The 26,944-nt window shown below is 50.7% G+C and carries 19 protein-coding genes; 11 read left to right on the top strand and 8 right to left on the bottom strand.

All coding sequences use genetic code 11. The features are described 5' to 3' along the window. Positions 1–150: 150 nt before the first annotated feature. Positions 151–1,449, bottom strand: coding sequence for a glucose-1-phosphate adenylyltransferase (locus ACG2E4_RS10755; protein ID WP_395258661.1), 1,299 nt, complete (start codon positions 1,447–1,449; stop codon positions 151–153). Next, positions 1,442–2,878 (bottom strand): glycogen synthase, encoded by a 1,437-nt coding sequence (locus ACG2E4_RS10750; RefSeq protein WP_395276539.1) that lies wholly within the window; start codon positions 2,876–2,878, stop codon positions 1,442–1,444. The genes ACG2E4_RS10755 and ACG2E4_RS10750 overlap by 8 nt, the downstream gene beginning before the upstream one ends. Positions 2,879–3,033: 155 nt before the next feature. On the opposite strand from ACG2E4_RS10750, the gene ACG2E4_RS10745 reads away from it, so the two are divergent. Then, entirely contained in the window at positions 3,034–3,954 is a 921-nt protein-coding gene (locus tag ACG2E4_RS10745) for an ABC transporter ATP-binding protein (RefSeq protein ID WP_395276538.1), read from the top strand. Positions 3,955–3,959: 5 nt separating this feature from the next. Next, positions 3,960–5,252, top strand: coding sequence for an ABC transporter permease (locus tag ACG2E4_RS10740; protein ID WP_395258667.1), 1,293 nt, complete (start codon positions 3,960–3,962; stop codon positions 5,250–5,252). 24 nt (positions 5,253–5,276) lie between these two features. Here the strand turns inward: ACG2E4_RS10740 and ACG2E4_RS10735 are convergent, their stop codons facing one another. Together ACG2E4_RS10735 and ACG2E4_RS10730 are read right to left on the bottom strand one after the other, a co-directional pair. Continuing rightward, on the bottom strand, positions 5,277–7,619 hold the full coding sequence (locus tag ACG2E4_RS10735) for a hypothetical protein (RefSeq protein WP_395258670.1): 2,343 nt from the start codon (positions 7,617–7,619) through the stop codon (positions 5,277–5,279). A gap of 3 nt (positions 7,620–7,622) precedes the next feature. Continuing rightward, entirely contained in the window at positions 7,623–8,405 is a 783-nt protein-coding gene (locus ACG2E4_RS10730) for an inositol monophosphatase family protein (protein ID WP_395258673.1), read from the bottom strand. Positions 8,406–8,499: 94 nt separating this feature from the next. Here ACG2E4_RS10730 and ACG2E4_RS10725 point away from each other — a divergent pair, with 94 nt between their 5' ends. The 4 genes from ACG2E4_RS10725 (at position 8,500) to ACG2E4_RS10710 (ending at position 15,283) form a co-directional block, all read left to right on the top strand. Further along, complete coding sequence (locus tag ACG2E4_RS10725) at positions 8,500–10,674, top strand: Tex family protein (RefSeq protein ID WP_395258676.1); 2,175 nt, start codon at positions 8,500–8,502, stop codon at positions 10,672–10,674. A 1,352-nt stretch (positions 10,675–12,026) separates the two neighbouring features. Further along, on the top strand, positions 12,027–13,214 hold the full coding sequence (locus tag ACG2E4_RS10720; protein ID WP_395258679.1) for an aspartate aminotransferase family protein: 1,188 nt from the start codon (positions 12,027–12,029) through the stop codon (positions 13,212–13,214). 130 nt (positions 13,215–13,344) lie between these two features. After that, complete coding sequence (locus ACG2E4_RS10715; RefSeq protein WP_395258681.1) at positions 13,345–14,298, top strand: threonine/serine dehydratase; 954 nt, start codon at positions 13,345–13,347, stop codon at positions 14,296–14,298. A gap of 277 nt (positions 14,299–14,575) precedes the next feature. After that, positions 14,576–15,283 carry an SIMPL domain-containing protein gene (locus ACG2E4_RS10710; protein WP_395258684.1) on the top strand — a complete coding sequence of 236 codons (708 nt, stop codon included), beginning with the start codon at positions 14,576–14,578 and terminating at the stop codon, positions 15,281–15,283. Positions 15,284–15,312: 29 nt separating this feature from the next. Here ACG2E4_RS10710 and ACG2E4_RS10705 read toward each other — a convergent pair whose 3' ends face one another. Beyond that, positions 15,313–16,167, bottom strand: coding sequence for a 3-hydroxyacyl-CoA dehydrogenase family protein (locus ACG2E4_RS10705; protein WP_395258686.1), 855 nt, complete (start codon positions 16,165–16,167; stop codon positions 15,313–15,315). Between the two features lie 237 nt (positions 16,168–16,404). Between ACG2E4_RS10705 and ACG2E4_RS10700 the strand changes: the two genes are divergently transcribed. The 5 genes from ACG2E4_RS10700 to ACG2E4_RS10680 all read left to right on the top strand — a co-directional run bounded on the left by ACG2E4_RS10700 (position 16,405) and on the right by ACG2E4_RS10680 (position 23,856). Next, positions 16,405–18,849 carry a penicillin acylase family protein gene (locus ACG2E4_RS10700; protein WP_395258688.1) on the top strand — a complete coding sequence of 815 codons (2,445 nt, stop codon included), beginning with the start codon at positions 16,405–16,407 and terminating at the stop codon, positions 18,847–18,849. 265 nt (positions 18,850–19,114) lie between these two features. Further along, positions 19,115–22,096 (top strand): glycoside hydrolase family 3 N-terminal domain-containing protein, encoded by a 2,982-nt coding sequence (locus ACG2E4_RS10695; protein WP_395276537.1) that lies wholly within the window; start codon positions 19,115–19,117, stop codon positions 22,094–22,096. Between the two features lies 1 nt (position 22,097). Continuing rightward, complete coding sequence (locus ACG2E4_RS10690; protein ID WP_395276536.1) at positions 22,098–22,826, top strand: cytidine deaminase; 729 nt, start codon at positions 22,098–22,100, stop codon at positions 22,824–22,826. Then, positions 22,826–23,440: a hypothetical protein gene (locus ACG2E4_RS10685; RefSeq protein WP_395276535.1), complete on the top strand. Its 615-nt coding sequence runs from the start codon at positions 22,826–22,828 to the stop codon at positions 23,438–23,440. The genes ACG2E4_RS10690 and ACG2E4_RS10685 overlap by 1 nt, the downstream gene beginning before the upstream one ends. 218 nt (positions 23,441–23,658) lie before the next feature. Continuing rightward, the gene (locus tag ACG2E4_RS10680; protein WP_395258697.1) at positions 23,659–23,856 is read left to right on the top strand and encodes a histone H1; all 198 of its coding nucleotides are present in this window, start codon (positions 23,659–23,661) and stop codon (positions 23,854–23,856) included. Positions 23,857–24,084: 228 nt separating this feature from the next. Here the strand turns inward: ACG2E4_RS10680 and ACG2E4_RS10675 are convergent, their stop codons facing one another. The 3 genes from ACG2E4_RS10675 to pstB all read right to left on the bottom strand — a co-directional run bounded on the left by ACG2E4_RS10675 (position 24,085) and on the right by pstB (position 26,901). Then, entirely contained in the window at positions 24,085–25,134 is a 1,050-nt protein-coding gene (locus ACG2E4_RS10675; RefSeq protein WP_395276534.1) for a hypothetical protein, read from the bottom strand. Between the two features lie 205 nt (positions 25,135–25,339). Further along, positions 25,340–26,029, bottom strand: coding sequence for a phosphate signaling complex protein PhoU (gene phoU / locus ACG2E4_RS10670; RefSeq protein ID WP_395258701.1), 690 nt, complete (start codon positions 26,027–26,029; stop codon positions 25,340–25,342). Positions 26,030–26,070: 41 nt separating this feature from the next. Continuing rightward, positions 26,071–26,901 (bottom strand): phosphate ABC transporter ATP-binding protein PstB, encoded by an 831-nt coding sequence (pstB, locus tag ACG2E4_RS10665; protein ID WP_395258703.1) that lies wholly within the window; start codon positions 26,899–26,901, stop codon positions 26,071–26,073. Between the last annotated feature and the right edge of the window lie 43 nt (positions 26,902–26,944).

Here is a 26,944-nt window from a genome sequence, read left to right as displayed (position 1 = left end):
CACCATAACCGAGGCTTTATAAAACGCCACCGCCACATGCAGATCCGCGGGACAACCGGCGATTCAGAATAAATTTCACCTCACCAAACCAGAAAATGCCGAATCTCACGACCCGGCATTTTCAGTGTTGAGTTCCGACAAGGTGCAAATTCAGATTTTGGTGCCGTCAGGAATTACGGCTTCTTTCGGTATGATGACGATGCCATCCACCACGTGGTAGTTGCCGTAATCTCCGTCATCCAGGTGATCGCCCCCGGCAATTCGCACATCGTTGCCTATCCGCACATCCTTGTCGATGATGGCATTACTGATAAAGCAGCGCTGCCCGATACCCATCGGGGGATGCTCGGTCGTCCCCTCTTCAATCTCTCTCTGTGATTGAAAAATATCGTTCCCCATGATGATGGAGTGTTCTACGCTGGTTCCCCGCCCTATGCGCGAGCGTATACCGATGACAGAACGCTCAATACGACTGGCTTCAATGATACATCCCTCCGCAAGAACGGAGTGATCGAACGTAGTTCCGGAGAGTTTTGAGGCCGGCAGCAGGCGGGCACGAGTATAGATAAAATCTTCATTGTCATAAAAGTTGAATGCCGGGAGTTCAGAAGTCAGCTCAATATTGGCCTCGAAAAATGATTTTATCGTCCCAATATCGGTCCAATAACCATCAAACTCGTAGCTGCGCACATTCAGATCACTGTTTATAGCTTTTGGTATAATCTCCTTTCCAAAATCAGTGGCATCAGGCATTCCATCGAAAAGCTCCTGCAGAACTTCTTTCTTGAAAATATAAATTCCCATCGATGCCAGATAATGGCGCCCCTCACTTGCAAACTTTTCATCCGTTTTGGATTGCCATTGGTCGAGTTCATCGCGGTCCGGTTTTTCTACGAAACTGGATATCTCCTTGCTTTCATCGGTCTTTAGAATACCAAATCCGGTAGCATCTTCAGCTATTACCGGGATGGTGCCCACCGTCAAGTCTGCATCCGTCTCTTCATGCTGCTTCAACATCTTGCTGTAGTCCATCTGGTAGAGTTGGTCGCCCGAGAGAATCAATACGTGGTCATGGCGGTGGTTTTCCATGTGGTGCAGCGACTGTCGCACCGCATCGGCCGTACCCTGATACCAGTTTTTACTTTCGGGAGTCTGCTCGGCGGCCAAGATATCGACAAATCCACTGCTGAACACATCAAAATTGTAGGTGTTCTTGATATGGCGATTCAGCGAAGCTGAATTGAACTGAGTTAACACATAAATTCGTCGAAATCCCGAATTCAGACAGTTTGAGATTGGAATATCCACCAATCGGTACTTTCCGGCGATCGGGACGGCCGGCTTCGATCTCATTTTAGTAAGTGGATACAGGCGGGTCCCCTGTCCCCCACCAAGAATTACTGAAATTACCGGTCGATGTTTATTGAATTTACTATATGTTCTAGTCATTGATCAGCTCCCTGTAAAGTTCAAGGTATTTGTTTGCAGAGTTTTCCCAAGAAAAGTCTAATTTCATAATGGTCTTTCTGACCGCATTCATTCCTTTGGAGTCGCTGTAGAGCGAGAGGGCGCGCTGAACAGCCTCGGCGGCGGCGTGATGCGTAAAGTCGTAAAACGTGATCCCGTATCCCCCCTCGTCACCAATATCCTTGACGGTGTCTTTAAGCCCACCTACTTTTCGCACTATTGGTACCGTTCCATATCGCATGGAGTACATCTGGTTCAGCCCGCACGGCTCCACCCGGGAGGGCATGATAATAAAGTCACTCGCCGCGTAGATCAGGTGCGCGAGTGCTTCATTGTAATCGAGCGCGGCATCAAAAAAGCCTACAAAACGGCTGTTTAGCTGGTTAAAACGTTCATGGAGGTACCGATCTCCCGTACCCAGCAGCATGAAGTTGACACTCTGCTCGCTTGCCAGGAAATGGCTAAACAGGTCGGGCAGCAGGTCGGCTCCTTTTTCGTGCGCCAAACGACCAATATACGAAATGAGCGGATAGTCCGGATTCAGGTCAAATTGGTCGCAAAGCGCCTTTTTGTTCTTCAGCTTGCTTTTTCGGTGGGTCTTGAGCGTATAATTTTTTTCCAGGTAGGGATCCGTTTTGGGATTCCACACATCGGTATCGATGCCGTTCAGAATGCCGACCGACTTGTGGCGCTCGCTGTGATAGAGAAGGCTTAAATCCCCGTCCTGACTCAGCTCCTCCATGTAGCTGGGAGAAACAGTCGTAATCTTCCAGCAGCATTTCAGCCCCGCAGCCAGGCAGTTGAATTTTCCGTCCCAGTCCAACAGTCCCACTTCCGAGTAGTTGAACGAGGGAAGTAGTGAAAACGCGCCGCGGTCGTATACGCCCTGGTATTCCGCATTATGCACCGTCAACACGGTGGGAATATCTTCCATGCCCCGATACCGGTGGCAGCGCGTGATAATGAAGGGAACCAGCGCGGTGTGATGGTCATGGCAGTGCAACAGGTCGGGATCTTCGTCGCTGTAGTGGATCCAGTCGAGCGCAGCCAGTTGAAAACTCATATAGCGCTCGAGCTCATCCCAGTATCCGTGGCCGCTGTATGGATCGATATAAATGCCGGGGCGGTCAAACCGCTCAGGGATATCCACCAGGTACAGCGGAAAGCCAAGCGTGTTCTTTTTTTCCCGTTGAATTTTATAGTGAAACTGCCCTGCCCCTAGAGGGGTATCTCCCTCAAACACAGTTTCAAATTGATGCTCATGAATCCAGTCGGTTGCGTACCTGGGCATGACAACCTTGGCCTCCACCCCCATCTTTTTCATGTATTTGGGCAGCGAGCCAACCACATCTGCCAGCCCCCCCGCTTTTGCCACTGGATAACACTCCGCACTAAGGTGGATAATATTCATATCACTTATCCCGATAGTAGATTATTCTTTCAGTTGAAACGGTACCCATCACTCGCTCATCAAGTAATCAAATCTTTAAATGCCAGTCAAAATCTTTCTTATAAACTTTCAGAATATTATGTTCACCGGGGAATTCATGCACAAAATGCACAGCGATGGCCATAATAGATGTCGAAAACGTAACCAAGTCATTCGGGAACACAACCGCCGTTGAGAATGTCTCCTTCGAGGTTCACCAGGGGCGCATCTTCGGACTCCTGGGCCCCAACGGGGCCGGAAAGACGACCTGCATACGGATGATCAACCATATCCTGATCCCTGACAGCGGATCGATAAAAATCAACGACCGGGAGGTGAGTCCGCAAACCCAGAAGTTGATCGGCTACATGCCGGAGGAGCGGGGTCTCTACAAAAAGATGAAAGTGGGCGAACAGCTACTCTACCTGGCACAACTCAAGGGGTTGTCGCGCGGGCAGGCCCGGCAGGCGATCAAATACTGGCTGGAACGGTTTGAGGCCGAAGACTGGTATAACAAGGAGGTCGGTGAGCTTTCCAAGGGGATGTCACAGAAAATCCAGTTTATCGCCACCATAGCGCACGATCCCGATATCTATATTTTCGACGAGCCCTTCAGCGGACTCGATCCCATCAACAGCGAGATGCTGAAAGAGATCGTCATTGAACTGCGAGACAAAGGGAAGACGATCCTGTTCTCGACCCACCGCATGGAGCAGGTGGAACAGATGTGCGACGAGATCTGCATGTTTAACAAGGGCCGGGCGGTCCTGAAGGGAGACCTCCGCGAGATCAAAGCCTCGTATGGCAGAAACACCGTCAATCTTGAATTCCGGGGTGACCCCTCCTTCCTCGATACCCTTGACGACGTGCGCATCAATAACCGTTCGACCAACTTTGCTGAAATACGCGTGCTGGATGGCCAGGACACCCGGCACATTCTTGAGATCGCCATGGAGCATGCCGAAATCTACAAGTTTGAACGCGTGGAACCCTCGCTGAACGAAATTTTTATTTCCACCGTAGGTGAAGATAATATCAACCCGCAGGATTTACATTAACAGCTATGGATTTTCGTCAAATTTTACTGGTGCTTAAGCGGGAATATATCACCCGCGTAAAAAGCAAAGCGTTTATCCTGACCACAATCCTGATTCCACTGGGAATGGTCGCATTCATCGGGATCGCCGTGGCCATCGCCGTGTGGGATACCGAGTCGGAGCACACCATCGCCATCGTGGATCGCACGGAAGTGCTGCTTCCCCGCCTTTTGGAGCTGAATGAGGAACGGTATGAGGATGCGAGCTCTGTTCCCATTGACACACTCCGGTCGCGCGTGGTACGTGAACAAATTGATGGGTTTATCGTCTTCAGTGAAGAACATATTGAATCTGACAAAAACGCCGAGCTTGTATACGGCGGCAGCGGCGGGCTCCAGTTTTTAGGGAACCTGCGGGACGATGTGCGGGAGGTGATCCGACAGGAGCGGCTGGAACGCGCCAACGTCTCTGACGAGGTGAAAAAGATTTATGAGAGTCGGCCGGGCCTGCAGAGCCGCAGGCTAACGGAGGAGGGCGTTGAAACGGACGACAATATCGGGCTGCTGACCGGTATCGGAATGGCTATGGGGCTGCTGATCTTTGGTATCGTTACCGGGTACGGCGGACTTTTGACCCGGAGCGTTATTGAAGAAAAGACCAGCCGCATTATTGAGATCATAACCTCTTCGGTAAAACCGATTGAGCTTCTGTGCGGAAAAATTGTGGGCGTCGGCGCGCTGGCTGTCACCCAGGTGGCAATATGGATTGCAGCAGGCCTGGGACTGGCTTCGATTGCTGGACCTGTGGCCGGCATGTTTATGCAGACCCAGACAGAAAACCTGGAAGCAGCCGGTGGAGCCGGGCCGGCCCCAGACCCTTCTCTCTTTGAGGTGCCGGCTATTGAGCCGTCGCTGATCGTCCTCTTCTTTGTATTCCTGATCCTGGGTTACCTTATCTACAGCACCCTGTTTGCCGCCATCGGTTCGGCGGCCGACTCGGAGACCGATACGCAGCAGTTTATGTTCCCGGTAATGGTGCCGATCTTCATCGCCTACTTTCTGTTGTTCAGGGTGATGGAAGCCCCCGACAGCGGCCTGTCGGTTATCAGCTCACTCATCCCCTTCTTCACCCCGATTATAATGATTACCCGGGTCGCCATTACCGACGTCCCTTTTTGGCACATCGGCCTTTCAATTATCTTGATGCTCGCCACCTTTTGGGGTTTGTTGTGGCTCAGCGCCAAAATTTACAGTGTGGGTATTCTGAATTACGGCAAAAGCGCCAGCTTTAAAGAGCTAATGAAGTGGATCAGGGCGTGAGCATATGGCCAGCTGTTTAAGTGCTCAACGTCCGCCAGCGATCTTCTGCATTTCATAAAAAACGCGGCCGTCATACTCATCCAGCAAGCGCTCTCCCAATATATTCTCCGCATCTATGAATTCAAGGTCGGCGGCAGCACGTACGGCTAAAAATCGAATACGTGGATCACTGTCAGCAAGCATTGTTTCAATACGGCTGCTCCACTCATTCTCACTGGTATCCACCTTTTTTAATATCTCAAGTGCCGCGGCCCGAACCGGAAAATCATAATTGTGGCCGGTCAACAGAACCAGGTTTTTAACCAATACTTCAGAATCGGCCAACTCCTGCCGGGCCAGTTTCCGGAACACAAAAACAGCCCTGTTGCCAGTACTGTCTTCACTCATTACCTGCTGCGAAAACCTGTTCAGTGTTGAGGTATCGGAAGAGTCTACAACAGCAAACAAGCTATTCGTTGCCTGCCTGAACAGGGATACCGAGTCGCTTTGGAGCGCTGTGCGCTGGATAGTTTGGATCACCTGGTCGTTCCCCTGGTAGTATCGCAGGGCTCGGATTGCCGCTTCCTGAACAGCTGCATGATCTTCGTTCAGAGCCTCAATAAATTGCTGTTCTGTTCCGGTCGCTCCCTTCGTTATCTCTCCCATCGAGTAGAGCAGGGCGGCTTTGACCGTTGGGGGCTGCTCTTGCTCAAGCAGATCGTTAATAGCGAGTTGCAGGTCCGGATTATCCGAATGATTCGCCAACTGGTGCGCCGCAGCCACTTTTTCGTCAGACGACTCGGCATTTCGGAGCTGGCTCAGCACAAATGGTATCGGCTTATATTCGATGAGTGTAATATCTTCCCGGGCGGACCCATCGATGGTGACATAGGAGACCAGTGGATCCAGGTTTAACATGATGGAATCACTCTTGCCGGTGAATGTGACCTCGAGGGTATCGGCGCCCTGCATGGTGTGTTCCACCAGGGGAAGCGTGATCAGTTCACTTACCACGGAGTCCTGCGCCTCAAAATTCAGGACCAGTTCCCCGCTGGTTTCATCATACTGGTAGTCAACCCGATAAATAATTGAATCCTGTTCGCCGGTTTCCTGGTTTACGATCAACTGTGGTGGACTAAACCAGGGCTGCCCGCTTTGTTGATACCAGCTGTCCGCATAATCATTCCAGGTTTTAACTCCGCCTCCACTTGCCGGCTCGCTGTCCAGGCTTTGCTCAACGACCTGTTTCCATGTAGTATTTTCCCACTGCTGGTAGAACTGTTGCCACCGGTTCCAGCGTTTTACACTAAATGCGTGATAGGGATTTATCGAGGCGGCCGGATTTGCCTGGTCTGCAATCGAGGCGGTCCCCTCCGCCAGCTGTTGGTTCAACACCGTTTGGTACAGGTTCATCGCTTCCGCATCCGACCACTGTTCCTCTCGCTGGTGCACGCCGTACCACTGCGCGAGGATGCCGCGCCGGAGCTGCGCCTGCAGGCCGCCCCTGTTGGCAAAAAGGAAGACGGCTCCCGCCGCATATGGTTTGCTCTCCCAGCGATGGTCATCCATCAACATGATATTGAGAGTTTCGAAGGGATACTCAACGCCCAACGCTTTTTCGGTACGATCCAGGATTTGGTATGCCGACTCAAGGAGCTTTTTGCCGGATCGGTCCATCACGACGGTATCTCCCGAAACCCGAATCTGCTTGATTCCAAATGATGTTTCTGCAGTTGTAAACGGGCCGGTGGCGAACCAAAGAGCAGAAGCCGGAACAGGCCGGCGGCTCTGCCACTGCACCTGTTTTTCCTCAACCGAGGTGATCGCTTCAGTACCGGTTCTGCCAGGCGCCAGGGCCGTAAAGTTGCCCGGCACAGCCAGGGTGATATCCGTGGTAAAGGTAACGCGCGGATGATCGGCTACCGGCAGCCAGTGTCGCGTGGTCAACGGCAGCGAGGAGGACCACACGCTACCATCGGGTTCGAAATGGACTCCAAATTTGGGAGAGGTTTCATATAAAATCTCAACTGAATAGCGGCTGCCTGGCTCAGTGGTCTCTCCCAGCGCTACAAACAGGGAATCGTTACCCAGCCGGTATGGCACCTCTTTGCCATCTGCCAAGACGGCCCGGATATCCATGTGGGCGGCGTTCAGTACCAAAGAATCAACACCCCCGATATTGGCTTCAATTTCGTAGGTAGCCTGCCCCACCAGCAGCTTTTCTTCCGGATCAATATTTAATTCCAGTGCCAGGTGATTAAAACTGAAATCAAGTTTGGGATGGCGCAGGTAGTCGAACGACGGCGACTGCGCGTTGACGGAAAGAAAAGTAAATGAGAGAGCAGCCCATGTTAACAGGCAGAACATTCGAATTTTATCAGAACGCATATATTATTTGTTGGAATATTTTTTAAAAATTTCAATCACTGAAGGATAAAGGGCCTTGCTGCAAGAAAAGCCGTTGCCGGTTTCGATCGTCTCACGGCCCGCCGTATCGCTAAAAATACCGCCGGCCTCGCGAACCACCGTTAATAACGGGGCCGCATCCCAAATATTCAGTACCGGGTCGAACATCAGGTCCGCCCGACCGGTCGCTACCATCATGTGACCGTAGGCATCTCCCCACGTTCGGTGTACACGGGTTGAGGCCAGAAGTTCCGAAAACGGTTCACGGTAGCCATGCTCAGCGGGTGTGGTCACATCGGTTGACAAAAAACTGGCTTCAGCCAGGTTTTTGTTAGAGCGCACAAAGCAGGGTTTCCCGTTCAGCCTGGTCCCTCTCCCCTCGGCTCCTTCACAGAGTTCATCCAGCGCAGGTGCATAGATGACGCCTATTTTGGGATCTCCCTTGTACGTTACTCCTACAAGCGTAGTATAAAAGGGAACCCCGTGAATAAATGACAGCGTTCCATCAATCGGATCCAGGATCCACTGAATATCGCTCCCGGGGTTGCTGTTCTCAAACTCTTCACCGACAATCCCCTGCCCCGGGAATTGACGCTGAATCTCATCCCGCATCAGTTCTTCCGTCTCCCGGTCGGCTACAGTCACCGGAGAGGCGTCTTTTTTGTACTCCACTTCCACGGTGTCCCGAAAGTAGGTCAAGCTGTGGTCGCCCCCTTTCCGGGCAATCTCGATCGCCGCTTCGTGCATCGTTGTTAAATCAAAATCCATGTATGCAAAAAGTATTAGTGTGGTTATTTTAGCATGCGAAATATAGGACTCAGAAACCAGAAGTCAGAATTTAGAAGAATTTAGAATAACCCGTATGACCGAAGCACAAATCCACAAGAATATCGCCAGTGAATTAAGTCTCAAACCGAAGCAGGTGGGCACCGTCGCCCAGTTTTTATCTGACGGGGCCACTGTCCCGTTTTTGGCGCGCTATCGCCAGGAGGCCACCGGCGGACTTGACGAGGAACAGATTCGGAATGTCCGCGACAAGCTGGAGTTCCACCACACGCTGGAAGATCGCAGGCAAACGATCCTGAAAACAATTGAGGACCAGGACAAGCTGACGGACGAGCTCGAAGAAAAAATCAAAGCGTGTACCGACCTGAACACGCTTGAGGATCTGTACCTGCCGTACAAACCCAAGCGGCGCACCCGGGGCGACATGGCCAAGGAGAAGGGGCTCGAACCGCTCGCCGAACTGATCTGGGCACAGGAGATCGTGCAGGGCGACCCGATGGAGCACGCCGCAACGTTTGTGGACGAGGAACAGGAAGTAACATCGGCCGAGGAGGCGATGGACGGCGCACTCGATATTGTGGCGGAATGGATTAACGAATCGCCGGAAGTCCGTGACAAGCTACGCGATATTTTCCGCGAGCATGCTGTCATCAAAACAGAGAAAAACCCCGATGTCGAGGAACGAACCAACTTTGAGGATTACTACGAGTTTTCACAAAAAGCCAAATACCTGAAGCCGTACCAAATTTTGGCGATCAACCGCGGTCAGCGCGAAAACATCCTGTTTGTGAATGTTGAGCTGTGGGATGACATCACGCTCGAAAATATCGATGATGTCGTCATCAACAATGAGATGAGCATCTTCGTACCCCACATCCAGGATGCGGTGGAAGACGCCTACAAGCGCCTGCTGTTTCCCTCCCTGGAGCGCGAGCTGCGCAACCAGCTCACCGAAAAAGCGGACGAGCACGCCATCGAAACCTTTGCCACCAACCTCTCCAACCTGCTTATGCAGCCTCCGCTCGACCACAAGGTAGTCATGGGCATCGATCCCGCCTACCGCACCGGCTGCAAGGTTGCAGTGGTCGACGAAACCGGCAAATACCTGGAGGGGACCACCACCTATCCCACTCCCCCACAAAACAAAGTGGCTGAGGCCGAAGAGGTCTTTTCCCGCCTGATCGACAAGTACGGCGTCAACCTGATCGCTATCGGCAACGGAACCGCGAGCCGTGAGACTGAGCAGATTGTCGCCGATTTCATTCAGAAACGGAAGGAGGAAAATCCAGATGAAGAATTGAACTACATGATCGTCAACGAAGCCGGGGCCTCGGTATACTCGGCCTCCAGGATCGCCGCCGAAGAGTTTCCCGACCTGGAAGCGGCCCAGCGCGGGAATATCTCCATCGCCCGCCGCGTGCAGGACCCCCTGGCAGAACTGGTCAAAATAGATCCGAAATCGATCGGGGTGGGCCTCTACCAGCACGACGTCAACCAGTACCAGCTGGCGCAATCCCTGGACGATGTGGTGGAGAGCTGTGTAAACCAGGTGGGCGTTAACCTGAACACGGCCAGTGCACCACTGCTCTCTCACATATCGGGGCTGACCTCTCGCGTTGCCAAAAACATTGTACAGCACCGGGAGAACGAGGGCATCTTCTCCAGCCGAGAAGAGATCCGGGAAATCCGTGGGGTCGGCGATTTCCGCTTCCAGCAGGCGGCCGGCTTTATGCGTATCCCGGAATCAGACAACCCGCTGGATAATACCGCCATCCACCCGGAAAGCTATGAGGCCACGGAAAAATTATGCAATCTGTTTGATATTAACTTGACCAACTTGAAAGAGCAACACAAGGCTATATCCGATAAGCTCGATAATATCAATAAGGAGGAGGTGGCCGAACAGATTGGCGTCGGCGTTCCGACGCTAGAATTGATTATCGAAAACCTCCAAAAACCGGGACGCGATCCGCGGGAATCACTGCCCAAGCCCGTACTGCGCGACGATGTGATGAAGATGGAAGACCTGAGTGAGGGACAGGTGCTGCAGGGAACCGTCCGCAACGTCGTAGACTTTGGGGCTTTCGTCGATATCGGTGTCAAGCAGGATGGACTTCTGCACATCTCAAAAATGGCCGATCGCAAGGTTGAAGATCCCCACGATGTGGTAGCGGTTGGCGATATCCTGGAGCTTAAAATTGTATCACTGGACCTGGAACGGGGGCGCATCGGATTGTCGCTCGTTGACTGAGATTTGATCTCCAAAAAAGCGGAGCAGATAACTACTCCGATATAGTTAAACTAGCTTCCATTTTTATCTGAATATTTCTGCTGCAAGGCTGCCGGTTTTCTTTTCGGCAGCCTTTTTATATCCCCCCTCTGACAGCGCAAACACCATACCTCGATATTGTTCAAACCGTAGCACTATTTTCACCTTTTCCGCGGTGAGCTATCCCGTAAGTGACTCTAAAAAGCGGCAAATAACATAAAGTATAATTTATACATAAACTATAAAGTAATGGCGCTCATGAACTTATATACTCATTATAATTGCTGTCAAATCGTCTCATTCCGACTCTTTCCATATTCACCTAAATTATTTAGGTGACTTTCCCTGAGTGCCAAAACAAGCATATCGATCATGGAGGTGCTTATAACCCATTGATAAACAATCACTTATACTGGCCCCTAACGTAAAGGTTAACAGCAAATATTTGAACTTATTTTTCTTGCCTAAATAATTTAAGTCACGCACAAAACATCTACTCATACATATTTAAAATTTCTATATATAAATACATTAATCTTATGTGCAGCATATAGTTATATATAATATATCTATCCATATTTTCCCATTTGACAATACAATTAATGAGAGTTTTTGACTCTCTTTTCCAGGGATATGACCCAGCTGGTAACTCATGACGCCAACTCATTGCCGGACAATCAGCTACAGCTTTCTTACATTATTATTTCTTTTTCTCATGACAAAATGCCGATCCGGTAGATTATCACCCCAAAAACTTTAATGTGACCTCTTCATCCCTGCACTTTTCTGTATGGATGGGCCCATCATTTCCTAATTCCGTCCTGGCGGCCAGCATTAAAAATTTTGTGAAATGTGTTTCCAATGAACCAGCTTACACTGTGTACCCTCGAGGTATCCCTTGCCTAATCCCAAAGTAAATTCCACCCTACTCTCTACACCTATTTTCAATACCAAAAGGGTCGTTTTTTCTCCTTATATCCCCCCCCTCCTTTCATCCAATTATTTATCCATTATTGCCTGCGTGATATACTCTTTTCAGGTTTATTTTTCCGGGCTTTTCCCTGCAGGAACCACCAGGCTGTCGATATACATTTTACCGCTTAAGTCGCACTCCCTGTAGCAATTTAATAGAGTGCATTTTCAACTTCCTCAATTCTTCGTTCTGAGGGGTATACTCCCGTTTGATAAGATCAGGTGGTACAACCACCTTCCAACTAAATAGCAGGTTCTGCAAAGGTCCCTCAATATCAAAATTCATTTAGGGTATGATTCTTAGTTCTTACTGTTTATTTTAAGCGGGAAAGCTCACAAAGTGCCTAAAAATTAATATTACAATGACCGAATCACAGACTCCTGAAATCACTGAACAGTATTATTTTAATGTCTTCAACCGTCTCCCGATTGTAATGGAACGGGGAGAAGGTACCCGCGTATGGGATGAGGAGGGAAATGAGTATATCGACTTCCTGGCCGGCATTGCGGTAAACAGCCTGGGACACAACCACCCCAGCGTGGTGAAGGCGATACAGGAACAGTCTGAACGGCTGATACATGCCTCCAACATTTTTTACTACAAACAGCAGGCCGATCTCATCAAGAAGATGGCTGAGCTGTTTGATATGGATAAAATATTCCTCTGCAACAGCGGAGCCGAAGCGGTGGAAGGCGCCGTTAAACTGGCCCGGAGATATGCGGCTAAAAATGGAAAAGACGGCGAGATAATCACGATGGAAAACGGGTTTCACGGCCGTACCATCGCCACCATTTCAATGGGAATGAAAAAATACCAGGAGGGCTTTGACCCGATGCTGGGGGGATTCAAGGAGATTCCATTCAACGATATCGAGGCGCTGGAAGCGGCGTTCGACGAGAACACCTCCGGGATAATACTGGAAGTAATCCAGGGTTCCGGCGGACTTCACGTGGCCACCCAGGAGTTTATGAGCGCTATTGAACAGCTTTGCCGCACACACAACGCCGCCTTTATTGTGGATGAGGTACAAACCGGCGTTGGTCGAACGGGCGCATGGTTTTCGTACCAGAACTTCGGTGTTCAGCCGGATATCGTCGCCTCTGCAAAGGCGCTCGGGAACGGGTTCCCCATCGGGGCGGTCCTGGCCCGCGAAGAAGTGGCCGAAGCGATGGACACCGGCATGCACGGCAGTACGTTCGGGGGAAATCCGGTGGCCTGCGCGGCGGCGCTTGCCACGCTTGAAGAGATGGAAAAGCAGCAGATCGTAAAGCAGGCCGCCGAAAAAGGAGCCTATTTTACCGACAAACTGAATGAACTGGCTGACAAGCTCGACGGGGCGATCAAGGATGTACGTGGACTCGGACTGATGATCGGCGTTGAGCTCTCTTTCAATTGCGGAGATATCGTTACCGAAATGCTGAAGCGCGGCATTATCACCAACTGTACCAAGGGCAATGTGATTCGTATCATCCCGCCCATCATCATTACGGCTGAAGAGATCGATATCTACATCGAAAAACTGGAGGAATCGATTAATGCCGTGCGGTAACCGCGTACAGACCCGCCCGGGTTAACAAGTCGTTTACAATACCTCGTGCATGAAGTGGGGATGCGTTTCTTGTGGAGAGCAGCCGGCAGCTCCGGTATAAAACGCCTGTTTCAACGAAACGGTCAAACAGATGGAGATCTATAATGAAATCGAGGCTGCAAACAAGCGGATACGGAGCCATATTCTTCATACCCCGTTGATTCGGTCTCGCTGGCTCGGGTCACTGGCCGATGGGGAAGTGTATCTCAAGCTGGAAAACGAGCAGTACACCGGGTCCTTCAAGGCGCGGGGCAGCCTCAACAAGCTGATGTGGCTGCAAGAGAGAGGACAGCCATTTTACCCGGTAACCGCCTCCACCGGCAATCACGGCCTGGGATTTGCCCGGTCCCTGGAGCTGCTCGGACTCGAAGGCCGCGTCTACCTGCCGGAAACTGCTGTTAATGCAAAGGTGGAAAAAATAGCGGCTTACGGGGCAGATATCGAATATTATGGTGATGATCCCTATAAAACGGAGATGCATGCCAAAAAGCTGGCAGAAAAACAGGACCAGTGGACATATATATCGCCTTATAATGACAGGCAGGTGATCGGTGGACAGGGAACGATCGGCATCGAAATTTTCGAGGATATACAGGGTATCGACAACCTGTTGGCGACAGTCGGGGGCGGCGGACTCATTTCAGGAGTTGCGAGCTATTTTGCCAGGCATCTCCCGGGAACCCAAATCATCGGATGCCAGCCGGAGAACTCTCCGGAAATGGCAGTCTCGGTCCGTGCCGGCCGCTATCAGGAGGTGACATCCAGCCCCACGCTGTCGGATGGCTCGGCCGGCGGATTTGAACGCGATTCCATGACATTCGCTCTTTGCCGGCAGTTGGTCGACCAGTTTATCCTGGTCTCGGAACAGGAGATCGAGGATGCAATCAGAATGATGATAGAAAAGCATGGCAAACTTGTGGAAGGAGCCGCGGCAGTGGCGGTAGCCGGTTTTTTAAAGAAAATTGAACTATTCCGGGGAAAAACCACCGTCATCATTATCTGCGGGGGAAATATTTCGCGGGACCAGCTGAAAACCATTCTTTGACCTGGCGAAGATGTTGAACAAACCGATCGTTTTAAACGGAAATTAACCGGCTGTTAAAATTAATCGCAACCAGCAGGAAACACGATGAGCTTTCTTTTCCCTCTTATTACCTGTTCACATTGTCAGTACCCCATCAATTGTGTGTTGGAGTGGAACCAGTAACACGGTTAAAAAAATATTAACGGCGAACACTGCGTCAGGAAATTCTCTTTCCCTTAAACTATATTTTGACGGCAACCCGTTAGATTACAAACCCTAATCATCTAAACCCATTGATATGCGTTACCTCCTGATCCTGTTAAGTTTTTACTTTATTGTCCCCCCCGCCCCGGCGCAACAGCCTCAAGATAATATCATCTCGGTAACCGCAAGTGGCGAAGTAGAGCTCCCGGCCGATATCATCCAGTTCAATATCAATCTTAATGCCGAAGCCGATACGCCCCAAAAAGCTTATGAGCTACACAAAGAGCGCGAAAAAGTGCTCGTGGACCTGTTGGACCGATATGAGGTAAACGAGGATCAGATCCGTTTTCAGCCGATTTCGATCCAGAAAAGGTATACTGATGAGTATGTTCCCGGGGGAGAACGTGAGCGAAAAGAAATTTTCCAAACCAAGCAGCAGGTTAGCCTGGCTCTAAGGGATTTTGAAATATATGAGCAGATCCAGGTAACCCTTATTGAACACAGTTTTGACCAGTTTAGCGGGAATTTTCTCTCCTCCGACCAGCAGCAAGGAGAAGATGAGGCCCTTCGGCAGGCGATGCGCAAAGCTCAAAACAAAGTGGATATCATCGCCGAAGAAGCCGGTGTTGTACTCGGGGATATTAAATCCATCAACTACCACGAGAGCCAGTACTATCCCGGCCAGCGGATGGAATCGATGGCCATGAAAGCCGCCGACAGTCCCAGCCTGATGCAGTACGAGCAGACGGTGATATTAGAGGCGTCGGTCACAATCCAGTATACCATCGGGAAAACGAACTGAGAAGACGGAGACTATCTTTGAAGAAGACTTCAATCGTGCCGGTAGAATCCTTCGCCCGTTTTGTCGCCGAGCCTGCCCGCATCCACCATCTTCACCAGCAGCGGGCATGGCCGGTATTTGGGATCTTTAAATCCCTCGTAAAGCACCTCCATGATGTCCAGGCAGACATCAAGACCGATAAAATCAGCCAGGCGCAGCGGGCCCATCGGGTGGTTCATTCCCAGCTTCATGACCGCATCCACATCTTCGGGATCGGCCACGCCCTCATACACGCAGAAGATCGCTTCATTGATCATCGGCATCAGTACGCGGTTTGAGACAAATCCAGGTGAATCCTTCGCTTCTACCGGCGTTTTGTCGATCGCCCTGGCGATGCGTTCTACCGAATCATAGGTAGCCTGGCTGGTTTCAAGTCCCCTGACCACCTCAATGAGTGTCATGATGGGTACCGGGTTAAAAAAATGCATCCCGATGAAGCGGTCTGGCCGGCGGATCGTCGCCGCCAGCCGGGTGATGGAAATGGATGAGGTATTGGAGGCCAAAATGGCATCCTCACCGGTGGCAGCATCCACTTCGGCAAATACCTGCTTCTTCAGTTGGAAATTCTCAGGTACCGCTTCCACGACCAGGTTCACCTGCTCTACCCCTTTGGCGAGATCGGTGAATGTTTTGATGCCATTGAGCGTCTCCAGCTTTTTTTCGGGATCGATCTTGCCTTTGTCAACCATCCGTTCAAGGTTATATTCAATGGTTGCCACGGCGTTTTCGGCCAGCTCCCGGGAGGTTTCCACCAGGTGAACAGGGATCCCATTCATCGCAAATACATGAGCAATACCATTCCCCATCGTTCCGCCGCCCACAACTGCTGCTTTCTTAATCTCCATCGCTTGTTATTGATTAGTGGTTCTCCTTTATTGGCTGAAAGAATCATTTACCCTTTTGTAAACTAACATATCTACCCGCTATATGCGACATTGAGTAGCAACCGTTCTTTCTCAATCTACTCCTTTTTGGGAATGCGTTGCATATCACATGATCATTGATCAAACAGTTTTGTTTCGTACATTTCCAGAGGACTTTGCAAAGCTCTCTTCCACAAATTTTTATCGTCGAATTTTTCCATGAATAATTTTCTGAAAATTCTTCTGCTCATTCTGATCGTGTTAATCGGGATAACGGGACTGGGGATCTACTGGACGTTCTACCGGACGCTGCCCGACTACCAGGCCACCCATACGCTGGAGGGACTGGACCGCGAGGTTCAGATCCACTGGGACAACTACGGGGTTCCCCATATTTATGCCGACACGCGCAACGACCTCTACTACAGTCTGGGCTATGTGCATGCCCAGGACCGTCTCTGGCAAATGACCCTCACGCAGATGGCTTCCGAGGGTCGCCTGGCAGAGTTCCTGGGGGAAGACCTGGTGGAGGCCGACCTCTTTCAGCGTACGCTGGGCTTTTGGAAGATTGCCCAAAAAATCGAGCAACAGCTGCCGGACTCTACCCGCCGGATCCTGCAGTCATATACCGACGGTGTCAATCAATATGTCAAAACCCATCCGAACCAACTCCCGCTAGAGTTCGCACTGGTCGACATGGAACCAATACCGTGGACGGTTACCCACTCGCTGGCACTGGCACGACTGATAGCCTGGGAGCTGAATATTGCGTGGAAGAACGAGCTGTCGCTGGCCTATCTCAGCAAGCACCTGGAACCGGCACAGTTCAGGGAATTGATGCCCAGCAATGAATTTACAGCTGCCAAAAAGCCCTCAGTTCCCGCCTCTCTCACTTCCGACAAGATGCTCGCGTTGCTGGAGGGGGATCTTGCGCTTCGCCGGGTTTTGAAATCGGAGGGATTCAGTCCCGGCAGTAATGCCTGGGCCGTCAGTTCCGAAAAGACGGAGACCGGCTATCCCCTGCTGGCGGGCGATCCCCACCTGGGACTCAGCATGCCCGGCAAATGGTATGAGGTGCACCTCAATCTCAACGGCCGGAATCTCTCCGGGGCCACCCTGGCCGGGGCTCCGATCCTGGTGCTGGGACAAAACGATTTTATGGGATGGTCGCTCACCAATGTGATGCTGGATGACACCGATTTTTTCCTGGAAAAAGTCAATCCCAACGATGAAAACCAGTACCTGGTGGATTCGCTTGACGGTCAGCCGGTCTACCGTGAATTTGAGATTCAACGTGAACTGATAAAAGTTCGAAACAGCAATGATACCACCTTAACCCGCCGTTTGACCAAACACGGACCGGTGATATCAGAAATCTATCCCGGCCAGCAGATCATTGGCGAGCAGGTGATTTCCATGAAATGGACGGCCCTGCAGGTCAGCCACGAGGTGGATGCGCTGCTGGGCATCAACTGGGCGCAGTCATTCAAAGAGTTTCAGCGGCATCTTCCCTATTTCAAGGTTCCGGGTCAGAATATTATCTACGCCGACAGGGACGGAAATATCGCGATGTACAGCCTCGGCGGACTCCCGGTCCGCAGTGGTAACCCGGTATTACTGCGCGAAGGCTGGAAGCCGGAAAATGACTGGCAGGGCTACGTGCCGTTCGAAGAGATGCCCCGAACCGTAAACCCGGAGTCTGGCTGGGTTGCCAATGCCAACAATCCTGTACAGCTTCGCGAAGCTGAGCGGTATATCTCCATATACTGGGAACCCGACGCCCGGTATGAACGAATCCGCCAGTATTTGACACAAAATGAGCGCCTTTCGCCCCAAATTTTCCAGGCCATGCAGCTCGACACCTACTCTATTTATGCCCAACAGATCACCAACATGATCTTGCCCGTACTGCAAAATGCCGACCAGGATTTCGATACGGTGATATCTTACCTGGAAAACTGGGATTTCCAGTATGAACCCAACGAAACGGCTGCTTCTATTCTCGATGTCTTTATGCTTCGGCTCAACGAAAATGTGTTTAAGGATGAGATGGGAGAAGCCGGCTACAACAACTACATCCGCTTTTCGGGGCTGCCCGCGCGTATCCTGTTTCGTTCCCTCAGGCAAAACAGCTCGTTCTTCGATAATGTTAACACCGACACCATTGAAACGCGGGAAGACCTGATTGTAAACACGATGCGGGAGACGACGGATTACCTGGAATCGGAGCTCGGCGAAGAGCCGTACGAGTGGCGGTGGGAAAATATCCATACCGTTACACTTAAACCCCAGCTTTTTGGTCAGGCGGCCGAACAGCCGGATGCCAACAGCGCGCTGAAGCTCATCGTCCGGAACCTGATGAACAAAGGACCCTATGCGGCACGGGGACACAAAATGAGCATCAACAAGGGGTCCTACCTTTGGAGCGATCCCTATGAGATGGTTGTCGGCCCCTCCATCCGCCGGGTTGTGGACCTGTCGAATATGAGCAGAACGCTCTCGATAACACCTACCGGCCAGTCGGGGCTGATGCTATCGGAATATTACGGAGATCAAACGGAAAGCTGGCTCAACGGCCAGTACAAATATCTTTACCAGGACAGTACCCTCTTTGAGGAGACTGTCTACCGCACCATGCGGCTACTACCGGCCGAAGCCCCATAATCAACATGGCCGACAAGCGTTGCAAGAGTTGAACTCTTTGCCGTATGTTACGCATCAAAGAGCTGGTAGCTCATGGTTAAAGACCTGTATAAAGTATTGATCTTTTCAGCACTACCGCAGGAATTGTGTAAACAAAAATTTAACCGGACCGAAACCTCATGTATTCGACGCTTTGTAGTTCCACTGTCAGCCAATATCAGTCAGAGGCAGTGAGGACCGGCAGGCTACAGCAAGAGGGTCGATCCGGCTTAACCGTATTGGAAATTTGGAAAAAAAGTTACTGATGAATGTTGGATCAAATTGGAGCACCCGTATAACAGTCCTTTCCCTATCTGTACTGGTATTGCTGGTCAGCTGCCGCACCACCCGGGAGACTCCCTCTGTTAATCAGCCAGATCAACCCGGGGCGATGGAGCAACCAAGCGTGCTGGAACAGCAGCTCCACGGAGAGGGTGACGGAAAACCGAAACCTGAAATATCCCTGGTCTCCGGTCCCGTAACCATCGATTCGCTGATGGAAGAAATGACCTTGCGCGAGAAGATCGGTCAGCTTTTTGTTACCCACGCCAACGGGTACTTTGTCAATGAGGACAGTGACACCTATTATGAGCTTGTACAGAAGATTCGGAAATACCAGGTGGGCGGAATCATCTTCAACAGCGGTAATATTTACGGACAAGCCGTGCTTCACAACAAACTGCAGCGGGCCAGCAGACTCCCCCTCTGGATAACCCAGGATATGGAGTTTGGGGCGGCGATGCGGGTCCGCCGCTCGACATACCTGACCCCCGCAATGGGAATTGCCGCCACGCAGAACCCGGAATACGCCTACTGGGCCGGAAAGATTACTGCGCGTGAGGCCAAGGCGCTGGGCGTACATCAGATCTTTGCTCCCGTCCTCGATGTAAATAATAACCCGGAAAACCCGGTCATTAACGTGCGCTCTTTTTCAGGTGATCCACAAACCGTGGCTACCTTTGGTAACGCCTTTATTGACGGGGTACACTCGGAAGGCGTCGTGGCCACAGCCAAACATTTTCCGGGTCACGGGGATACCGACGTCGACTCTCACCTCTCCCTGCCGGTCATACCACACTCCTATTCCAGGCTGGACACCCTGGAGCTGCTCCCGTTCAAGGCAGCCATCGACCATGGAGTTTCGAGCATCATGAGTGCTCATATCGCTTTTCCAAAAATAGGCAACTCCAACGGTACCCCCGGCACGCTGGATGAACAGGTGCTGGATCGTATTTTGCTGGATTCACTGAATTTTAACGGCATTGTGGTCACCGACGGGCTGGAAATGCGCGGGATCTCTTCCCGGTATTCTCCCGGCGAAACTGTTGTCAAAGCCCTTCACGCCGGGGCCGACCTGATGCTGCTGAGTCCCGATGAACTGACGGCAATCAACGAAATAGAGCAGGCGGTCCGCCGGGGAAGTATCACCGAGCAGCGTATTGACCGTTCGGTGCGAAAACTGCTTGAATGGAAAAAGGAATACGGACTTTTTAAAAGCCGGACTATTGACATCGACAGCCTCGACAAGGAGATTCATACTACGGAGCACCAGCTGATCGCGGATGAGATCGCCCGCAAGTCGATCACAGTCATTAAAAACGAGCAGGATCTGCTGCCCCTGCGCCCCTACAAATACCCGAACGTGCTGGCGATCTCTATCGCCGACGACATCTCGGGAGAGACCGGCACCTATTTTGCCGAGCAACTCAAAACCTATCATCCAAACGTCAAGTTTCATGTATACGACCGGCGAACAAACGAGGAAGAGAAAAAGGAGATCATGAACGATGCCCGAAATGCTGATCTCATCATCCTGGGCTCATTTATCTACGTGCGTTCCGCCCAGCCCATGCAGCTCTCTTCCGAACAGTTCGATTTTTTAAAACAGCTGGCGGCCGGGAACAAACCCTCCCTGCTGGTGGCGTTCGGGAATCCGTACATTGTTCGAGACCTTTCCCAAACCGATGCACAAGTGATGGCGTGGTCGGCTCGAAACGCACAGGTGCGAAACACTGTACCGGCCCTGTTCGGGGCCTCCCCTGTTACCGGGAAGATGCCGATCGATATCCCGGGGTATTCGGTCATCGGTCAGGGCATCGAAATTCCACAAACCACTATCCGAAAAGATCAGCCGGGGACCGCCGGTTTTGCCAAGGATTCCCTGCGCCGCATCGATCATATCATGCAGGAGGCTGTTTTCGATTCTACCTTTCCCGGCGGCACGGTAACCGTGCTTAAAGACGGGATTATCGCCTACCAGAAGGGATACGGGTATCACACCTATGACAAGCTGAACCCCGTAAATGCCACCGACATCTATGACCTGGCGTCCCTGACCAAGGTAGTTGCCACCACAACAGCGGTAATGCGACTGGTCGATACCGGAAAATTGAAACTTGACGACCGGGTGGCCGAATATATTCCCGAATTCAATACGGGACCTAAAAAGAATATCACGATTCGCCATCTGCTGTCTCACAACTCGGGACTGCCCCCGTTTCGAGTGTATGTCGATTCCCTGAAAGAACGCAGTCAACTGATCCAGGCTGTCAGGGATGAACCTCTCATCTATTCGCCGGGAAGCAGGTACGAATACAGCGACCTGGGATTCATCCTGCTTGCCGAAATAGCAGAAAAAGTCTCCGGCCGGCGGATCGACCGCTTCATCCGTCAGGAGATGTTTTACACGATGGGGATGAACTCCACCTACTTTAATCCCCTGGCAAAGGGAGAGTGGATCAGCAACCGTATTCCTCCCACGGAGATCGACACCGTCTTTCGAAAAGAGACCGTCCGGGCCCGGGTTCATGACGAGCGGGCCTATTTTATGGACGGAGTGGCGGGGCATGCCGGTCTTTTTTCCAACGGTACCGACCTGGCGGTATACGCACAGATGCTCCTGAACGGGGGAACGTATGGCGGACGCAGGTACCTGAGCGATGCTGTTATTCGAGCCTTTACTGCCCCGCAGCCGGCCAATCCTGAGCGGGGACTCGGGTTTGACCGGAAAAGTACCGGTTTCAGTTCGGCGGGAACGTTGACCAGTGACAACACATTCGGTCATACCGGTTTTACCGGCACCAGCATCTGGATCGATCCTGCACGGGACCTCGCAATTATTATTCTTGCCAACCGGGTGCATCCCCACCGGTCGTACGGCCACAACATCAGTGAAATCAGGGCAGCCGTGGCCGATGCCGTCATTTCATCCATAATTGACAACCAGTAAAATGACGTTGGAAGAGCTCGAAACCCGATCCTACACTCCCTACTCCGGGCAGCCTGCAGCTGTTATTTTGGAAAGCCGCTCGGGGAAATTATATCCGGGTGTAAGAATTGAAAATATCTCCTTCCCCTTGACCATCTCCGCAATGCAGTGCGCCGTGGTAATTTGCACAAGCGAGGGAGAACAACCGGTAAAAGTCTACCGCAGAACACCGCCATCAACAGATGGAAAGACCGATTTTTGGGAACGAGAGCTGGACCTCGAGTATTCTGTTGAGCCTGATTTTGACAAAGAGCTGGATGAGATCGTCACTTCACACGATGATATCAGCCATTGCCTGCAGCGTCTACTGGGCCGTTCACACTCCCCCTATTCCAACTTCCCGGTTTCCACAATTCTTGAAACGAGCGGAGGCCTTGTCTCGGGTGTGAATATTGAATTCAGCGCCTGGGAGTCGGGGCTTTGTGCTGAACGCACGGCCATTGCCAAAGCGATCGCCGGCGGGATCGACCTTTCGTCGATCAAGGCCCTGCATCTCCATACCCGACACGGAGAATACAGCAGCCCCTGCGGAGCCTGCAGGCAGGTTATCATTGAGCACCTGCCCCAAATCCCCGTTTTCATCCACCATTCGGATGGATCCCTATCCCGGCACTTTAGTTCCGACCTGTTACCATACAGCTTTAAATCCGACTTCCTGAAAAAAAACTTACAACACACAAAAAACCAGTAATGAAATATATTCTAACACTCGATTACGAGCATCTCGATAATGGCTTATTCCTTACCAATATTGCCCAGGGGCTGGCCCGGTTTCAGAACAACCGGGATGATGCCCGGCTTGTTGTCGTTCACGGAGAAAGTGAATACACCGAACGCCTTATACAAACCGGAATTATGCGGGAGGAGGCCACCATTCGAGCGATCAAGGATCTGAATCATCGACTGGTGGCCCTGTTCGCCGACCAGGGCGTTTCAGCGGTGGGGCTAAACGGCTATCAGCGAGAATGCATCACGCTGGAAGAGGGAAAACTCAACATCAATATGGACTACATTGAATCACTGCACCACGGCCCGGTATTGCTGCTTTCCAACCTCGTGCTAAACCGAAAGAACAATAAACCGACGCCCGTGCCACTGAATAGATACCTGGAATTCCTCCATATGCAATTTGCACCCGAAGAGCTCATCCTCTTTTCAAAGTACGACCATCGTTCGCCATCCAAAGAAAACTCTTCGGGCCCGGCCCCCGCTCCCCCGGATGATCTCACCGGACTCTCGGTCCCAACCCATATTACCACGACGGCGGAGTTCATTACCCGAATCAACCAAAATCCGGACCAATAGCAGTACAAAGGATTAATATTTCCCGATGATACTCCGGATATCCCCCTTATTCTGTTAGAATAGGAGAAAAAACGCAGAATTTAGGTTAAAAATCAGGTTTTTTACTTGACAGTACAGATTGGAATGTATTAGTTTCGAACAATCGATGGCGGTATAAAAACAAATGTCATCAAATCGATTAAAATTAACATTAAACATTAATTTAACGGAGTTACATAATGAGCCGATATGACGAAATGAGCGAACTGTTAGATCAGCTGGAACCAGATATTAACAAGTTCTACAACAAAGGGAACAAAGCTGCCGGCACACGTGCTCGCAAAACTCTTCAAGAGATTAAGAAGACAGCACAGGATATTCGTTTGGAAATTCAAGAATGGAAAAACACCGGTAAAGTAGACGAGATTAAAGGATAAGATACCCAATTATTTAATTCGGTAATATCCTACCGGAAAAGGCCACTTTTTTTGAAGTGGCCTTTTCTATTTTAAATGATTTTTAATGCCCGTTCGATATAAAATTTCTTGCAAATTATCTGTTCATTTCATCGGGCCTGGCCCTGCCCTCCCGCCGCAACCGGGTATTTCTCTCCCCGCCCTTTCATTGCATCAGTTACTGGCACACGAAGAGTATTTTAACGTCCGTTAAAAGTTGTAGGCCAGAGTAAGCCGGGGAATCAGGTCTGTGCCCGGCGTGGTGCCCGTTAAATCGCTCTCATCATATATAGCGGCTTCCAGGTTGGGCATTAAATGGATATTGTTGTCCAGCTCGAAATCAAGCCCGGCAATCAGGATGGTTGAGGCAGACTGGCTGCTGATCGGAAAATAATCGTTGTTCTGTACCCCGTTTATATTGTCAAACGTACGGTCGACCCGCAAGAAGCCCTGCATTTTCTCTGAGAGTGTAAAATTGCTGAATACAGAGGCCACCTCCAGGCTCAGGTCCACCTCGTTGCCCGCTGAATACTGCGTGGCATTCTGCCGCTGTTGATGGGCAAAAAGAAGTCCCAGGTTAAAACTGTCTGACTGGTAGCCCAAAAAACCCTGCAGAGTGAACCAGTCCTGGTTTTCAAATTGATCGTTATAATCGCCATAAACTTCTGCCACCAGGTGATCGGTCAGTTCATAGGAAAGCGAAAGCATAAACTTTTTACCCGGGTTGGTTTCCGAGCTGTTGCTGTTCCCGTTGCCAACCATAAAGTGGTAATTCAGCCTGCCGTCCGTGTCCAGTTCTCCTTCAAACGCAATTCCAAAATCCCGGGAACTGGCAAATTTCAGCAAGTCCAGCGGCGACTTTTCAACCGATCGGTAGCCCCACACATCCTCAACGAGGGCAAAAGTGGGCGTCGGTGATATGCCCGCCAAAATCTGGTGTTGGTCATTCTCCCACTGCAGGTAGAGATCTTTGACAACGGGAGTAATTTTTGCCTCGGTATTAAACTGACCGGGGCTGTTCCCCTCCAGACGAAATCGACCGGAAAAGGCCTCACTTATCTGGTAGTCGTAGGTAAAATAGACTCTGCGTATCCAGAATCCGTTTTTTCCCTCCAGGTCATTGTTGTGATTGGAGGCGACCCAAAAATAGTCGCTGTAGACCCTTCCGCTGATCTCACCCTTTTCGGTAAGAGCAGATTGTGCAAATGTGGTGGACGCCCATACCAATAGCAGGGCGCCTAGTAAACCTGACGTCTTCATGTAAGTGTGTTTTTTGTTTTGCTGATCGTTTTTGGACGGCGTTTGATCGTCCTGTCAAAAAAATCATCCGGTGCATCGCTGCTACCCGGTCACGCTGTCGCACCTGTTATAAAGCTTCCGTTCCACTGTAGGTGATCCCAAACATGTATTTCCAGGAAGCGGCTTCATTAATATCTCATAAAGCCACTGCAAAGCCGGTATCGGGTTACTCCTCGTTATTCTTCTTTTTCTTTGATCCCAGCTTTTTGTGTTTAAGGACTTTGGCCTCAATATAAAATACCAGCTGCTCGGCGGTATTCTTTGTCAAGTCGCCCACCCGCTCCAGCTTGCGAATGATGGAAAACAGGTACAGGTACAGCTCTACGTTGTCTGGATCTTTCTGGATAAGCTTTCCCGTGGTTTTTGCCGCTTCCTGGTTGATCTCATTCAGCAACTGATCTTTGGAAAATACCTTCCGGGCTTTCTCCGTATCTTCGGCGACATAGGCGCTAAATACGTTGCTGAGCATATTGATAGCCGTTTCGTACATCTCCTCGATCCGCATTTTTTTGATCACCTTCTGATCAATGGGGTCTCCGTACTCCAGGATATACCGTGCGATGCTGTCGGCGTGGTCGCCGATCCGTTCGAGGTCGGAATTGATTTTAAGCGAGGCGATCACGAAGCGCAGATCCACTGCAACCGGATTAAAAAGCGCAAGGAAATTCTCGCAGTCGCGATCTATTTTCAACTCCAGGGCATCGACGCGCCTTTCGTTGGCAATAATATCGTGGGCCAGTTCTTTATCAAAATTGAGCAGCGCTTTTTTCCCTTTCTCAAGCTGGGTTTTCACCAGGTACATGATCTCTAAAATATCGTCATTGAGTAAGCGGAGCTCCGTCTCTAGGTGTGACATGGTGGCTGATTCTTTTAATTGTCCTGATTCATCGGTATGCATTAACCGAATCTCCCTGTAATGTAATTTTGTGTACGCTCTTTTTCAGGATTTGTAAATATTTTTTCAGTATCGCCATATTCAATTAATTTTCCCATATACAAAAAGGCGGTTTTACTGCTTATCCTACCTGCCTGCTGCATGTTGTGGGTGACAATGACAATGGTGTAGTTTTTCTTCAGTCCATGGATAAGATCTTCAATTTTACCGGTGGAGATCGGATCAAGTGCCGAGGTGGGCTCATCCATGAGCAGCACCGAGGGTTTGACGGCGAGCGCACGCGCAATACACAACCGCTGCTGCTGGCCGCCCGACAGGGATAATGCCTGCTTGTCAAGATCATCTTTGACCTCGCTGTAGAGCGTGGCCTGCTTCAGCGATTCGATAACCCGTTCTTCAATATAATCCTTGTCGGAAATTCCCTGTATTTTCAGCCCGTAGGCTACATTCTCAAAAATGGACTTGGGAAATGGGTTGGGTTTCTGAAAGACCATGCCCACCGCCTTGCGCAGTTCCTCAACCCGGACTGACGGGGCGTAAATATTTTGATCGTCCAACAGGATTTTGCCGTTCATTTTAAAGTTGTCGATATAGTCGTTCATCCTGTTAAAGAGCCGCAGAAACGTTGATTTTCCGCATCCTGAGGGACCGATAAAAGCAGTTACGGAATTGGGAACAATATCCAGGCTGATGTTCTGTATCGCCTGGAAATCCCCGTAAAATACGTCAATATTCTTTGCCTGCAGCTTGTACTGCAACTGGTCACCTTTCTTTTGCTTGTTGGATTCTTTCTCCACGGCGTTTACGTTTGCCTCTTTGGTTTTGGTCTCCATGTCATTTCAGTTTTTATCTTGATACTCATCGTTGTGAGCCGGG

The organism is Halalkalibaculum sp. DA384, assembly GCF_043951955.1.
GTDB lineage: Bacteria > Bacteroidota > Rhodothermia > Balneolales > Balneolaceae > JAMQKA01.
The sequence above is the reverse complement of the archived record's forward strand: the minus strand, read 5'-3'. Positions and strand labels throughout refer to the sequence as shown.